Genomic DNA, 14,310 nt, shown 5'->3' with positions numbered 1-14,310 from the left:
TCGTTACTGCATGATGAAGAACTGGCTTCTACAGAGACCCCACATGCCTCCTCGACTGCGCCGCCATCTCCACACCATCACAGTTATCGCCGGCCTGCTCGCCACCACACAGCTTGCACAGGCTTCGCCCCCGGCCTGGCCCCCTGTTCCGGCACTCATAGCGCACCGAGGCTCTTCAGCCCTGAAGCCGGAGATGTCCCAGCCAGCCTTCGAACAAGCCATGCACGATGGCGCCGATCTGCTGGAGCTGGATGTTGTGCTCAGCAAGGACGGAGTCTTGCTCGTTCGTCACGATGCAGCACTTGCTGCAATGGAGGTGAATGGCGAGCCACCCTTTTCGACAACCGACGTGGCAACGCACGCCGAATTCTCGACACGGAAAACCACCAAATTGGTGGATGGCAAAAAAGAGACGGGATGGTTCGCTGAAGACTTCACATTGCAGGAACTCAAAAGCCTGAGGGCCATTGAGCGCTTTCCCCAACTACGCCCTTCCAGTGCCAAACTGGACGGCAAGTTTCCACTCCTGACGCTCCAGGAAGTGGCCGACCTTGCAAAGGCCTACACTGCGAAGACCAACCGAAAGGTTGGGCTTCTGGTCGAAATCAAGCACGCCGCCTATCTGAAGGCCCAGGGCCAAGACATAGGCCAGGCCGTATTGAAGTTTCTACAGCACAACCATTGGAGCAGCGCACAGGCTCCGGTTTTCGTCATGTCTTTCGAAGTGGAAGTGCTCAAGCAATTGCGTTCTGCCAGTCCGGTGCGCATTCTGCAGTTAATGCGCATTGGAGATGGGCCACCAGACTTGGCTCAGCAGGGAGTTTCCTACGTGCAGATGAGATCTTCCGAAGGACTTGCCAAGGTTGCCCAGTATGCTCAGGGTGTCGCTCTCGCACGGGAAATGGTCATGGAAACAGACCGTGGTCGCTGGATCAGCCTGTCCAGAGTGACGCGCAACGCAAAGGCCGCAGGCCTCTCGGTGCATGTATGGACTCTGCGCCCGGAAAATCTGCACCTGCCCAGCGCTTATCGGAAAGGCAGCGAGCCTGCCGGCCGTGGCGATGCTCTGGAGGAGGCCAGAGCTTTTCTGGGAGCGGGAGTGGATGGCGTGATTACGGACGACCCCGGCGCCATTCGCAGCCTGTTCAAGCGTTGACGGCTGCTGCACTCGAAGCGGTCTTTTTATTTATCAGGCCGATGAAGACTCTGGCTACTCCTACAGATATGAGCGACAGCAGTACTCCAGCAATCAGGTCCAAGAAGTAGTGCATTCCCGTGGCCAAGGTCGCCACCGTAGTCACCGCCGCTATCAAGATCCCAGGAACAAGCAGCCTGGGATTTTTTATATTGCACAAGCAGTATATCGCGGGCAACGCCAAGTGAAAAGAAGGCATTGCAGCCACAAACGCATACGGCGAGATTCTGGAGAAATCATAATCTGAATTCGCTATTTTTTGGGAGTTATTGAATATGAATTTCTGTATCCCAACTATCGGGTGATTCACATCAAACCAACCTAATCCATTGAAGAAGCCGAAATCATAAGCATATGGACCCCAAGCCGGAAAGACGAAATAACTGCCAGCCCCCAGGGTATACAGTGTGAAAAGCGATATCTTGTATCGCTGATAGCTTGCACTCTCAGAAAATAGCGCGCAAGAAATCAATTGACCGAAAATAATGGGATGTATGAGAAGGTAGAAATCTGAAAGAAACTTCTGCAAGCCCGGCTGACTTGCCACCAGAGCCGCGACCTTTCTATGAGGGAGACCAAACAAGTATTCATCCAATGCGAAGATGCTCTGATCAAAAAATTCTGTCTCAACAAATGAGTTTGCCTTGATGACGGTAAACAAATACCCCACAGCAACAAACAGAATCAAGAACAATCCCACACTCGTTACCAAAGCAATTGGCCTGTCTTTTTTAACAGCTGCCAGATATACCAGAAAAACCAATGAGATTATATCCAAAACATCAAAAGGGAATCCTATGACTGAAATAAAAATTGCGGCATATAGAAAAGCTCTTTGATGCACGTCAACGGTATTTTCAGAAAAAACACGCCCCTTGGAAAAGAGTATTGGAAGAAAACATATCACAACCATCAGAGGAAGCGCCATCGGCTGCAATAAATCCTCCTTTATTAAACCGAACGCTGCAGAAAAATCATAAACCCCATTAACCTTTCCCACCTCATTGAGAAAAAATGCAACAAATAAAGTCAACAACGTTGCAAATATGGCTCCATATTTTTCCAGGTAGAGCAATTTTGTCCTTCTATTAAATTCAATTCAAAAATTTGCTTCAATCTCTAGCGCTTACTGTCTAATTAGATATTTCCAACAGTTGCAAGTACCAGCGCAGATCATGAAAAACGACAAGTATGATAAATTTTTTCTATGAAAAAAAGATTCTCAATAAAACACAAATTATTTGCGCTAAACGTGTTTTGGTAATGGCGTACTGTAAGAAATTGCAAAAATTCTACCAATTTTCTTTTGGACAACTCTTAGCCTCAGTTGCCATTGATCGCCCAAGATATGCCGTCCAGGCAGATTCATCTGAAGGGTGAACTGTCCTAAATCGATTTCAACATCGGCATCAGCTGCCTCTCGCGTGACGGCGCAGTCCTACGCAGGAACTCATATTTGTAATGAATAGTAGGCTTGCAACCCAAGAAAATATAAAAATACAATGAAACAGACGCATATGATTGAGAATTTCTTAATCATGCGTGCTCAATCAGTATTTCAATAGATATTTCCTAATAGAAATCGCCGTTCCCCCCAAGTCCGCGCGCACGCAAGCCCCTGCTCTCCCCTGGCAGCCGTTCCCCGTTGCCTTGCACCGCCGTGGACCTCACCCCAGAAGCAGAGGTGGCTGTGGACTTTCTCAGAAGCATCTTTCATCAGGCTCCGGAAATCGCGCTGTTTGCGGCCTTGGCGCTCGGTTACTGGGTGGGCAAGTTCAGGTTCGGGTCGTTCCAGCTGGGGGGCGTGGCGGGGTCGCTGCTGGCGGCGGTGCTGATCAGCCAGGTGGGGGTGACTATCGATTCGGGCATCAAGGCGGTGCTGTTTGCGCTGTTCATCTATGCCGTGGGTTTCGAGAGCGGGCCGCAGTTCTTCCGTTCGCTGGGGCGGCAGTCGGTCAAGGAGATCCTGATGGCCCTGGTGGTGGCCGTGTCGGGGCTGGTCACGGTGGTGGTGATCGCCCGGGTGTTCCATCTGGACAAGGGGCTGGCGGCGGGACTGGCAGCGGGCGGGCTGACGCAGTCGGCCATCATCGGCACGGCGGGCTCGGCCATCGAGAAGCTGGGACTGGCGCCCGACGAGGTGCAGCGCATGCAGGCCAATGTGGCCATCGGCTATGCGGTGACCTATATCTTCGGCTCCTTCGGCGCCATCATCATGTGCGTGAACGTGCTGCAGTGGCTGACGGGCCGCAAGATCCGCGAGGACGCGATCCAGGCCGAGCAGGAGCTGCTCAAGGGCGTGCGCGTGTACGGAACCGGCGAGTCACCGGCCGTGCCGGATCTGGTGGGGCGCATTTTCCGCGTGGGACAGGCAGGCCGCACCGTGGCCGAACTGGAGGCCAGCGCCACCGCCAACGGCGGCACGGTGACGGTGGAGCGCATACAGCGCAAAAACGCGCTGGTGGGCGTGGATGGCAGCTTGGCGCTGGAGGCCGGCGACATCATCTTGCTGGTGGGCCGGCGCGCGGCCGTGGTGGCGCTGGGCGCATCGGTGGGCGAGGAGCTGCAGGGCGCCGAGGGCATGGACGTGGTGATGGTGCGGCGCGACGTGGCCATCTCCAACAACCAGTACCTTAACCGCAGCGTGAAGGACATCCTGGACAGCCTGTCGCAGGAGTTCAAGCACGGTGTGTACGCAGTGGCGCTGATGCGCGCGGGCACGCCGGTGCCGATTGCGCCGGCCACCATGGTCATGCCGGGCGATGTGGTGACGCTGTTCGGCACGCCGCAGGATGTGCAAAAGGCTGCGCAGTCCGTGGGCCCCATCATCGTGCCCAGCGACAAGACGGACTTTGTCTTCCATGGCCTGGGCATCACGGTGGGCCTGCTGATCGGGCTGCTGGTGCTGCGCCTGGGCTCCATTCCCATCACGCTGGGCAGCGGCGGCGGCGCCCTGCTGGCGGGCCTGCTGTTCGGCTGGTGGCGCAGCCGCAAGCACACCTTCGGCAACATGCCCACGGCAGCGTCCACGCTGCTGCGCGACCTGGGCCTGGCCGGCTTCGTGGCCATGGTGGGCCTGCAGTCAGGCCAGCAGGCCGTGACCACGGTGATGCAGCAGGGCCTGACGCTGTTCCTGCTGGGCGTGGTGGTGACCATCGTGCCGCTGCTGATCGCCATGCTGTTCGGCAAGTACGTGCTGCGCTATGACAACGTGGCCGTGTTCGCGGGCTCGCTGTCCGGGGCGCGCAGCGCCAATCCGGCGTTTGGCGAGATTCTGGACAAGGCCGGCAACTCGATTCCCACGGCACCGTTTGCGATCACCTATGCGCTGGCCAATGTGTTCCTCACATTGCTGGGGCCGCTGGTCATCGCCTTTGCCTGAACACCCCTGATCTATTCCCAAGGACCACCAAGGACCATCACAAGGAGCTGCGCAATGAGCAAGGATTATCGGAGTCTGGCGAATTTGAGCCCGTTCGAACTCAAGGACGAGCTGATCAAGGTGGCCTCGGGCAAAGCCAACCGCCTCATGCTCAATGCGGGGCGCGGCAATCCCAACTTCCTGGCGACCACGCCGCGCCGGGCCTTCTTCCGGCTGGGGCTGTTCGCGGCGGCGGAGTCGGAGCTGTCGTACTCCTACATGACGGTGGGCGTGGGCGGGCTGGCCAAGCTCGACGGCATCGAGGGGCGCTTCGAGCGCTTCATCGCCGAGCACCGCGACCAGGAGGGCGTGAAGTTCCTGGGCAAGTCGCTGAGCTATGTGCGCGACCAGCTGGGACTGGACCCCGCCGCCTTCCTGCATGAGATGGTGGACGGCATCCTGGGCTGCAACTACCCCGTGCCGCCGCGCATGCTCACCGTGAGCGAGCAGGTCGTGCGCCAGTACATCGTGCGCGAGATGGCTGGCGGCGCCGTGCCGCCCGAGTCGGTGGACCTGTTCGCGGTTGAGGGCGGCACGGCGGCCATGGCCTATATCTTCGAGAGCCTGCGCATCAGCGGCCTGCTCAAGGCCGGCGACAAGGTGGCCATCGGCATGCCGGTATTCACGCCGTATATCGAGATCCCCGAACTGGCGCAGTACGACCTCAAGGAAGTGCCCATCCACGCCGACCCCGACAACGGCTGGCAGTACTCCGACGCCGAGCTGGACAAGCTCAAGGACCCGGACGTCAAGATCTTCTTCTGCGTGAACCCCAGCAACCCGCCGTCCGTGAAGATGGACCAGCGCAGCCTGGACCGAGTGCGCGCCATCGTGGCCGAGCAGCGGCCCGACCTGCTGATCCTCACCGACGATGTCTACGGCACCTTTGCCGATGAATTCCAGTCCCTGTTCTCGGTCTGCCCCCAGAACACGCTGCTGGTGTATTCGTTCTCCAAGTATTTCGGGGCCACGGGCTGGCGCCTGGGCGTGATCGCGGCACACAAGGACAACGTGTTCGACCATGCGCTGGCGCAGTTGCCCGAGTCCGCCAAGAAGGCGCTGGACCACCGCTACCGCTCGCTGCTGCCCGATGTGCGCTCGCTCAAGTTCATCGACCGCCTGGTGGCCGACAGCCGCGTGGTGGCGTTGAACCACACGGCCGGCCTGTCCACGCCGCAACAGGTGCAGATGGTGCTGTTCTCGCTGTTTGCGCTCATGGATGAAGCGGACGCCTACAAGCAGGCGCTCAAGCAACTGATCCGCCGCCGCGAGGCCACGCTGTACCGCGAGCTGGGCATGCCCCCGCTGGAAAATCCCAACTCGGTCAACTACTACACGCTGATCGACCTGCAGAACGTCACCTGCCGGCTCTATGGCGAGGCCTTCTCGCAATGGGCCGTGCAGCAGTCCTCGACCGGCGACATGCTGTTCCGAGTGGCGGACGAGACCGGCATCGTGCTACTGCCGGGCCGTGGCTTCGGGTCCGACCGGCCTTCCGGCCGTGCCTCGCTGGCCAACCTCAACGAGTACGAGTACGCCGCCATAGGCCGCGCCCTGCGTCGGCTGGCCGACGAGCTGTACGAACAGTACAAGGCGCTGGGCAAGGAGTAGGCCCTGCGCACAAGGCCCGCACGGCTCACCGCAGCTGTCGGGCCTTGACCACCAGCAGCGCCCCGGCCATCAGGCCCACACCGGCCAGTTGCACGGCGCCCAGCGCACGCCCGTAGACGGCCCAGTCCAGCACGATGGCCGTCAACGGATAGACGTACTGCAGCACGGCAATGCGGCCCAGCGTGAGGCGGGCCATGCCCGCAAAGAGAATGGCGTAGGCCAGGCCGGTGTGCAGCACGCCCAGCCCTGTCAGCCAGACCCAGGACGACGGCGCCTGCGGCCAGCCATGAACCAGCGGCACCCACAGCAGCAGCACGGTGCCGACCGCGCATTGCCACCAGGCCAGCGCAAACGGCGTGACCACTTTCTCGGTCTTGGCCAGGATGGTCACGGCCGCATAGCACAGCGAGCCGGCCAGGCACATGAGCAGCCCGGACACATGGTCCGGTCCCCAGGCCGCCGCATCGCCACCCAGCAGCCCCGTGGTCAACACCAGTCCCAGCAACGCCGCCAGCATGGCCGCCACCTGCCGTGGTGCCACGGCCTCGCGCAGCACCAGAGTGCCGAACAGCATGATCCACACCGGCTGGATGTGGAACACGATGGTGGCCACGCCAATGGAGGTGCGCGGTATGGCGGCAAAGAACAGGGCCCAGTTCAGCACCATGAGGACGCCGGTGGCCACCACCACCGGCCAACTCCTGCCGCGCACGCGCAACTCCCCCATGCGGCCCGTGGCCAAGCCCCAGGCCAGCAGCGCCAGCGCGCCGAAGGCGCAGCGAAACAGCACGGTGACCAATGGGTGCTGGCGGGCCTCTTCCACAAATACGCCCACGGTGCCCAGCAGCACGCCGCCCGCGATCATCAGCCACTGGCCGCGTGTCTCCTGCGCTGTGGGAGCGGCTTGTGCGGGCGTGGGAGCGGGCGCGGTGGAGGCTACGGATGCGGCCTGTAAGGAATGGGTTCTGTCTTGCATGGCCGCGATCGTCTCGTGGCAGTAAATTCTCGTAAAGCAAATAGTTTGAGGGTTTAGTATTCGATATTCGAATCTATGGAGCGTGCCGTGAACCACCCCGACCTGCAGATCGACTGGCTGCGTGCCCTGGTGGCCGTGGTGGATGCGGGCTCGCTCTCGGCTGCCGCGCCGCTGCTGCACCGATCACAGGCCGCCGTGAGCATGCAGATCAAGAAGCTGGAGACAGCGCTGGGCCAGCCCGTGCTGCTGCGCGGCCCGCGCCATTTGCAGCTCACGCCCGCAGGCGCGGAGCTGCTGGGCTATGCGCGGCGCATGCTGGAGCTGCAAGCCCAGGCGCAGGCGGCCCTGTTCGGCCCCGACCTGTCCGGGCGCGTGCGGCTGGGCGTGCCGGACGACTACGCATCCACCTATCTGACGCCCGTGCTGCGCAGCTTTGCAGGCCGCTACCAGGGCGTGGAGATCGAGCTGACCTGCGAGCAGTCCACCGCGCTGATCCCGCAGGTGGTGCGCGGCACGCTGGACCTGGCCCTGGTCTCGCGCGACAGGCCCCAGCGCGGGCGCCTGCTGTTCCACGAGCCCCTGGTCTGGGTGGGCGCGCCGCAGCACGAGGTGTGGAGGAAGAACCCCCTGCCGATTGCCGTCTACGAGGCGGCCAGCCTGGCGCGCACGGCGGCGCTGTCCAGCCTGGCGGCCCAGCGGCGCGCGCACCGCGTGGTCTATCACAGCTCCAGCCTTGCCGGCCAGCTGGCCGCCGTGGAAAGCGGCCTGGCCGTGGCCGTGTTCACGCGCTGCAGCGTACCCCCGCACCTGCAGGTGCTGCAGAACCTGCCGGCCGGCTTCGAGCTGCCGCCGCTGGTGTCCATGCAAGTGTCGGCCCTGCGCAGCAAGGCCTCGCAGGGCTCGGCGGCCGTGGATGCCATGTACGAGCAGTTGATTGCGACGCTGGGCCAGGCACCTCAGGAACTGACCAAGGCCTGACGCCTGGCGAGGTTCGGCAAGCATTCTGCGCACGCATTTCGCTGTATTCTTGAAAACATAATGAAATCATCCACCGGCCATTTACCGCAACCTGATTGGGCGCACCTGCAGGCCCGCGCTGGAGAACCGACTTGACGCAAAAATACATCCCCCATCTGCTGGCCCTGGACCGCGAGCGTGACTGGGCGCGCGCAGCGCAGGCCTGCGGCATCTCCGACAACGCGCTGGCCCAGGCCATACGCTCGGCCGAGGCGGAGTTCGGCCACGCGCTGGTGCGTGCGGGCCGGCCCTTCCAGGGGTTCACGCTGGAGGGCGAACAGGTGCTGGCCTGGGCCCGGCAGTTCGCCCAGGCGGTGGATGCACTCAAGCACTGCTTTGCCGATACGCGCAAGCGGGCAGGCCTGGCGCCCCTGCTGGCGCGGCGCTCCGTCTCGCCCAGGCGGCTGGCCATGCCGGGTCCGGACAGCGGGGACATGGACCTGATGATCGAGGCGGCGCTATGCGCTCCGGACCACGGTGCCTTGCACCCCTGGCGGGTTCTGGAGTTTCCCGCCCACCAGCGCGAGGCCTTGGCCAGCCTGTTCGAGCAGGAAAAACTGCGCCGCGACCCGCTGGCCCCGGCCGACGATATCCGCCGTGCGCGCGAGCATGCAACGCGCGCCCCAGCGCTGATCGCCTTCATCATCTCGCCCCGGCCGCGCTCGCGCGTGCCGGTACGTGAGCAATGGCTGGCTGCGGGCGCGGCCTTGGGCAACTTCCTCAACGCCGCCCACCATTTGGGCTTTGGTGCCATCGTGCTCAGTGGCGAGCGCTGTTTTGACCCGGCCCTGCATTCAGCGCTGGGTTTGCGCGAGGGCGAGCACCTGGCCGGCTTCATCAGCCTGAGCACCATCACCAGCCAGCCATCCCCGCGCGCAACGGTGGCGCCCTCTTCCATGCGCACGGCATGGCAGGCGGAGCAGGCAGCAGCGGTCACGGCACAGGCCCTTCTCCAGCCAGACGGCAACCACGACAGCCACGGCAGCGATCTTTGAAGCCGCAGCCGGCGCGTACAGGGTGGCGCACAAGTGGCGCGCAGGTGGCGCACTGACTGCGCGGGGCGGTTAGAGTTGCGGGGCTGCTGCGCCCTCTTGCACCCTCTTGCGCCCTCTTTTCCATCACGGAACAAGCTTTCATGATCATCCGGCCCCGCCCCCACTGGCTGCGCATGCTCTTCGTGCTGCGCGGCTCGGTGCTGCCCGACATCCTGCCCCAGCTGATGGCCGCCACCTTGTTCGCCGTGCTGGTCACGGCGCTGCACGGCCAGTTGTTCGCCTGGAAGGTGCCGCTGAACTTCGTGCCGTTTTCGCTGATCGGGCTGACGCTGGCCATCTTCCTGGGCTTTCGCAACAGCACCAGCTATGCGCGCTATTGGGAGGCGCGCACGCTGTGGGGCACCCTGCTCAACGAGACGCGCTCCCTGGTGCGCCAGGCCCGGACCTTGACGGACGCGCCGCAGCACGCCCCGGCCCTGGCCATGGTGCTGGCGGCCTTTGTGCACGCGCTGCGCCACCAGTTGCGCGGCACCGATGCCGCGGCCGACATGCGCCGCCTGCTGCCCGCCGCCGACTGCGAGCGCCTGGCCACGGTGCGCTTCAAGCCTGCCGTGCTGCTGCTCATGGCCGGCGAATGGCTGCAGGCGCGCCGCCACGATGGCAGCCTGCAGCCCGTGCTGGTGCCCGCCATGGAGGCGCCCCTGTGCAAGCTGGGCGAGGCACTGGGCGGCTGCGAGCGCATTGCGGGCACGCCGATTCCCTTCACCTACGCGGTGATCATCCACCGCACCATCTACCTGTACTGCCTGCTGCTGCCCTTCGGCCTGGTGGATTCCATCGGCTTCATGACGCCGGTGATCGTGGCCTTCATCGCCTATACCTTCTTCGCGCTGGAGGCGCTGGGCGCCGAGCTGGAGGAGCCCTTCGGCACGGCGCCCAACGACCTGGCGCTGGACGCCATGTCGCAGATGATCGAGGCCACGCTGCGCGAGCTGACCGGCGAGGTGCTGCCGCCTGCGCCGCAGCACAAGGATGTGCTGTTTCTGACCTGACCCTGCCTGCCGGCCCGGACAGCGCCAGCGGCACAATCTGCCACCCGCATCACAGAAAAAGGACAAGCGCCATGACGGAGACAAGCAAGGTCAAGGGACCGGCCTCGTATTTCCCTTCCATCGAGAAGACCTACGGCCAGCCGATTGCGCACTGGATGGATCTGCTGCAACAGCAGGACACCCGCAAGCACATGGAACTGGTGGGCTGGCTCAAGGCCCAGCACCAGATGGGGCACGGCCATGCGAATGCGCTGGTGGCCGTGTTCCTGGCACAGGCCTGACCTGCACCCGGCAACCCTCAGCCGATGGCCGTGCCGAAAGCCTGGCGCACGGCGGCACCTGCTTCGTCAAACAGGCGGCGTGATGCCGGCGCCAGCCCCAGCATGTGCATGCAGGCGTGCACCATGCCGGGCAAGCGCACTAACTTCACCGCAACACCTGCCTGGGCCAGCCGCTGCGCATAGGCTTCGGCCTCGTCGCGCAGCGGGTCGTATTCGCAGCTGATCACCGTGGCAGGCGGCAGGCCTGCCAGATGGTCCGCGCGCAGCGGAGAGACAAGTTCGTGCCGCCCCGGTGCCGCATCGCCCAGGTACGCGCCATAGCAGTACTCCATGGCCGCACGCGTGAGGTAGTGGCCCTCGCCGAACTGCTGGAACGACGGCGAGTCCATGGCCGCGTCCAGTGCCGGGTACAGCAGCAGCTGGTGGGCGATGGCCGGTGCGCCCGCCGCTCCCCAGCCTTCTTGCTGCCGCGCCAGCAGGCAGGCGGCGGCCGCGAGGTTGCCGCCCGCGCTGTCTCCGGCCACGCCGATGCGCCTGTTGTCCAGGCCCAGCGCATCGGCCTGCTCAAAGGTCCAGGCAATGGCATCGCAGAAATCATGCAGCGGCACGGGAAAGCGGTGCTCGGGCGCCAGCCGGTAGTCCACCGAGACCACGACGGCGCCCGTTGCCGCGGCCAATGCGCGGCAGGGGTTGTCGTAGACCTCCAGCGAACCCAAGCACCAGCCGCCGCCGTGGGCGAAGACCAGGGCGGGCTGGGGCGTGGGTGTGTCCGAGGCCAGCGGCCGGTAGATGCGCACGCGCAGCGGCGCACCGTCGCGCGCGGGCAGCGTGAAGTCTTCGGTACGGGCCACGGCCTCGGCCGGGCCATGCAGGGCGCGCAGCCCGGCATCGGTGGCCTCGCGCAGCGCTGCCAGCGTGGGCGGCGTGGGCGGGGCCACGGCCTGGGTTGCCTGCGCCAGCTCGGCGAGATAGCGCGCAATGTCAGCGTCCAGGCCCATGGTCACAGCGTCCTTTGCAGGAAGGGCAGCAGTTCGGCGATGAAGGGCTCGGCGGCTTCCTCCATGATGAAGTGGCCGCAGCCCGGCACGATCACGCCCGACAGGTCATCGGCATGGCCGCGCAGCGTGGCCAGCGGCGCATCGGCCGTGGCGTGCTCGGCGCCAATGGCCAGCACGGGCATGACCAGTGGGCGCAGCGCACGCTCGCGGTTCTGGCGGATGGTTTCGGGAATGGCGCGGTAGTAGGCAAAGCCGCCGCGCAGGCCACCGGGCGCCGCATAGGCATCCACATAGACATCCACGGCCACGCGGTCGCGCCGCAGCGACCAGCGGTTGAACATGAATTCCAGGTAGGCACGCTCGCGCCCCGCGATCAAGGTCTCGGGCAGGTCGGCCAGCTGGTTGAACATGAAGTGCCACAGGAAAATGTTCTGCTCTGGCGGCGCAAAGATGCTGGGCTCGGGCGCCAGGCCGGGGATCACGGCCTCGGTCAGAGCCAGGGACTGCACGGCCTGCGGCTGGTCGCTGGCCAGCGCATAGGCCACCCACATGCCCACGTCGTGGCCGGCGACCTGGTAGCGCTCATGGCCCAGCGCCAGCATGGTGCGGTGCAGGGTCAGCGCGATGGAGCCCGTGTCGTAGCCGGTGTCGGGCCGGTCCGAAAAGCCCGTGCCCGGCGGATCGACGGCAATGGCCTGGAAGCCCTGCGCCGCCAGTGCCTGCATGACGTGGCGCCAGGCATACCAGGTCTGGGGCCAGCCCGGGATCAGCAGCACGGGCGCGCCCTGCCCGGCCGTGATGCAGTGGATGCGGCGGCCGTCGATGCGCACGTAGTCGTGCGAGAACTCGCAGGCCTGGTCTTCCTGCTTGCGCAGGGCGTTCGATGTGAAAGCGTTCATTGTTGGATTCTTTTTGAGGTTCTTTGGCTGCGGGCGTGCTCAGGCGATGCCGAGCATGGCGTTGATCTGGCGCTGGTCCACGGGGGCGCCGGCGAAGTCGTCAAAGATCTTGTCGGTCACGCGGATGATGTGGCGGTTGATGAAGTCCACGCCCTCGCGCGCACCGTCTTCCTGGTCCTTGAGGCAGCACTCCCATTCCAGCGAGGCCCAGCCCTGGTAGTCGTACTGGGCGAACTTGGAGAAGATGGCCTTGAAGTCCACCTGCCCGTCGCCCAGCGAACGGAAACGCCCTGCCCGCTCCAGCCACGAGGAATAGCCGCCGTAGATGCCCTGGCGCCCGCTGGGCAGGAACTCCGCATCCTTCACATGGAACATGCGGATGTGCTCGCGGTAGATGTCGATGTAGTCGAGGTAGTTGAGCTGCTGCAGCACGAAGTGGCTGGGATCGAACAGGATCTTGCAGCGCGCGTGCTGGCCCACCAGTTCATGGAAGCGCTCGAAGCTGGTGCCGTCGTGCAGGTCTTCGCTGGGGTGGATTTCGTAGCACAGGTTCACGCCCTGCTCGTCGCACGCGTCGAGGATGGGGCGCCAGCGGCGCGCCAGCTCCTCGAAGGCGGTTTCGATCAGGCCGGCCGGGCGCTGCGGGAACGGGAACAGATAGGGCCAGACGAACGAGCCCGAGAACGTGCCCATGTCGCTCAGCCCCATGCGGCGCGATGCACTGGCCGACAGCTTGAGCTGCTCCAGCGCCCAGGCCGTGCGTGCGGCCGGATTGCCGCGCAGCGCCTCGGGCGCAAAGCTGTCGCACATGGCATCGTAGGCCGGGTGCACGGCCACGAGCTGGCCAAAGATGTGCGTGGTCAGCTCGCTGGCCACCAGGCCGTGCGAGGCCAGCATGCCGTTGACATCGTCGCAATAGGTCTGGCTGCTGGCGGCCGTGGCCACGTCGAACAGGCGCTGGTCCCAGGCGGGAATCTGCAGGCCTTTGAAGCCTACGCCGGCCGCCCAGCGTGCGATGTCTTCCAGGGAATTGAACGGTGCCTTGTTGTCGGCGAACTGCGCCAGATGAAGGCTGGGGCCCTTGATGGTCTGCATGTGATTTCCTTGCGTTGAGCTATTGTTTGTTGATCGACAAAGAATAGTATCACGCCAATGCGGCTGCTTTTGCGAAGCCGATGCAAGACAGCATCACGGCGCCGCTAAGATGCCGCCCTGACTGTTGAGAAGGATGAGGAAGATGGCCGGAAGACCCAGGGAATTTGACCGAGACCAGGCGCTGGAGCGCGCCATGCTGGCGTTCTGGCGGCGCGGCTACGAGGGCACGTCCATGGCCGACCTGGTGCAGGCGCTGGGCATTGCGTCAGCGCGCATCTATGCGGCCTTCGGCAGCAAGCAGGACCTGTTCCGCGAGGCCGTGCAGCGCTACGAGGCCGGTGATGGCGGCTTTGCCGACCGCGCCATGGCCCAGGAGCCGCGCGTGCGCGACGCCCTGGCCCGCGTGCTGCGCGATGCCGTGGTCACCTATACAGACGATGCCCATCCGCTGGGCTGCATGGTGGTCACCGCCGCCACCAATTGCGCCGAGGAAAACGAGGCAGTCGCCGCCTGGCTGGCCGAACACCGCCGCCAGCGCACGCAGTCCCTGATCGACCGCCTTCAGCACGCGCTGGATGAAGGCGAGTTGCGCGCCGGCACCGATGTGCAGGCGCTGGGGGATTTCTATGCCACGCAACTGCATGGCATCTCCGTGCAGGCCCGCGATGGCGTGCCGCGCCAGCGGCTGCTGGCTGCAGTGCAAACCGCCTTGCTGCTGCTGGACACGGCGCTGGAGCCGGCGCTGCAGCCCGCAGCCAAGGCGGGCTGAG

The 14,310-nt window shown here is 63.9% G+C and carries 13 protein-coding genes; 8 read left to right on the top strand and 5 right to left on the bottom strand.

What is annotated here, in order from left to right; translation table 11 throughout:
• Nucleotides 1-55 precede the first annotated feature (55 nt).
• Nucleotides 56-1,156 (top strand): glycerophosphodiester phosphodiesterase family protein, encoded by a 1,101-nt coding sequence (locus DELCS14_RS14455; protein WP_343299540.1) that lies wholly within the window; start codon nucleotides 56-58, stop codon nucleotides 1,154-1,156.
• On the opposite strand, the gene DELCS14_RS29930 is transcribed toward DELCS14_RS14455, so the two are convergent.
• Nucleotides 1,146-2,270 (bottom strand): phosphatase PAP2 family protein, encoded by a 1,125-nt coding sequence (locus tag DELCS14_RS29930; protein ID WP_157158269.1) that lies wholly within the window; start codon nucleotides 2,268-2,270, stop codon nucleotides 1,146-1,148. The genes DELCS14_RS14455 and DELCS14_RS29930 overlap by 11 nt on opposite strands.
• Nucleotides 2,271-2,885: 615 nt before the next feature.
• Between DELCS14_RS29930 and aspT the strand changes: the two genes are divergently transcribed.
• Both aspT and DELCS14_RS14445 read left to right on the top strand, forming a co-directional pair.
• On the top strand, nucleotides 2,886-4,577 hold the full coding sequence (gene aspT, locus DELCS14_RS14450; RefSeq protein ID WP_013802295.1) for an aspartate-alanine antiporter: 1,692 nt from the start codon (nucleotides 2,886-2,888) through the stop codon (nucleotides 4,575-4,577).
• 54 nt (nucleotides 4,578-4,631) lie between these two features.
• Nucleotides 4,632-6,227 (top strand): bifunctional aspartate transaminase/aspartate 4-decarboxylase, encoded by a 1,596-nt coding sequence (locus tag DELCS14_RS14445; protein ID WP_012205739.1) that lies wholly within the window; start codon nucleotides 4,632-4,634, stop codon nucleotides 6,225-6,227.
• Between the two features lie 25 nt (nucleotides 6,228-6,252).
• Here DELCS14_RS14445 and DELCS14_RS14440 read toward each other — a convergent pair whose 3' ends face one another.
• Nucleotides 6,253-7,203, bottom strand: coding sequence for a DMT family transporter (locus tag DELCS14_RS14440; protein WP_013802294.1), 951 nt, complete (start codon nucleotides 7,201-7,203; stop codon nucleotides 6,253-6,255).
• A 75-nt stretch (nucleotides 7,204-7,278) separates the two neighbouring features.
• Here DELCS14_RS14440 and DELCS14_RS14435 point away from each other — a divergent pair, with 75 nt between their 5' ends.
• The 4 genes from DELCS14_RS14435 (at nucleotide 7,279) to DELCS14_RS14420 (ending at nucleotide 10,548) form a co-directional block, all read left to right on the top strand.
• Nucleotides 7,279-8,181, top strand: coding sequence for a LysR family transcriptional regulator (locus DELCS14_RS14435; RefSeq protein WP_013802293.1), 903 nt, complete (start codon nucleotides 7,279-7,281; stop codon nucleotides 8,179-8,181).
• 131 nt (nucleotides 8,182-8,312) lie between these two features.
• A complete protein-coding gene (locus DELCS14_RS29925; protein ID WP_013802292.1) occupies nucleotides 8,313-9,215 on the top strand; it encodes a nitroreductase family protein in 903 nt (300 codons plus the stop codon).
• 140 nt (nucleotides 9,216-9,355) lie between these two features.
• Nucleotides 9,356-10,267, top strand: a complete 912-nt coding sequence (locus DELCS14_RS14425; protein ID WP_013802291.1) for a bestrophin family ion channel — start codon at nucleotides 9,356-9,358, stop codon at nucleotides 10,265-10,267.
• A 71-nt stretch (nucleotides 10,268-10,338) separates the two neighbouring features.
• Nucleotides 10,339-10,548, top strand: a complete 210-nt coding sequence (locus DELCS14_RS14420; RefSeq protein WP_013802290.1) for a DUF4287 domain-containing protein — start codon at nucleotides 10,339-10,341, stop codon at nucleotides 10,546-10,548.
• 17 nt (nucleotides 10,549-10,565) lie between these two features.
• Here DELCS14_RS14420 and DELCS14_RS14415 read toward each other — a convergent pair whose 3' ends face one another.
• From DELCS14_RS14415 to DELCS14_RS14405, 3 genes are read right to left on the bottom strand one after another with little or no spacing between them, the layout of a single operon-like run.
• Nucleotides 10,566-11,546: an alpha/beta hydrolase gene (locus DELCS14_RS14415; protein ID WP_013802289.1), complete on the bottom strand. Its 981-nt coding sequence runs from the start codon at nucleotides 11,544-11,546 to the stop codon at nucleotides 10,566-10,568.
• A gap of 2 nt (nucleotides 11,547-11,548) precedes the next feature.
• Nucleotides 11,549-12,445: an alpha/beta hydrolase gene (locus DELCS14_RS14410; protein ID WP_013802288.1), complete on the bottom strand. Its 897-nt coding sequence runs from the start codon at nucleotides 12,443-12,445 to the stop codon at nucleotides 11,549-11,551.
• Nucleotides 12,446-12,484: 39 nt separating this feature from the next.
• On the bottom strand, nucleotides 12,485-13,540 hold the full coding sequence (locus DELCS14_RS14405; protein ID WP_013802287.1) for a sugar phosphate isomerase/epimerase: 1,056 nt from the start codon (nucleotides 13,538-13,540) through the stop codon (nucleotides 12,485-12,487).
• A gap of 142 nt (nucleotides 13,541-13,682) precedes the next feature.
• On the opposite strand from DELCS14_RS14405, the gene DELCS14_RS14400 reads away from it, so the two are divergent.
• Nucleotides 13,683-14,309, top strand: a complete 627-nt coding sequence (locus DELCS14_RS14400; RefSeq protein ID WP_013802286.1) for a TetR/AcrR family transcriptional regulator — start codon at nucleotides 13,683-13,685, stop codon at nucleotides 14,307-14,309.
• Nucleotide 14,310: the final 1 nt, after the last annotated feature.

This window comes from Delftia sp. Cs1-4 (assembly GCF_000214395.1).
Lineage (GTDB): Bacteria > Pseudomonadota > Gammaproteobacteria > Burkholderiales > Burkholderiaceae_C > Comamonas > Comamonas acidovorans.
This window is presented reverse-complemented; position numbering and strand designations above follow the sequence as displayed.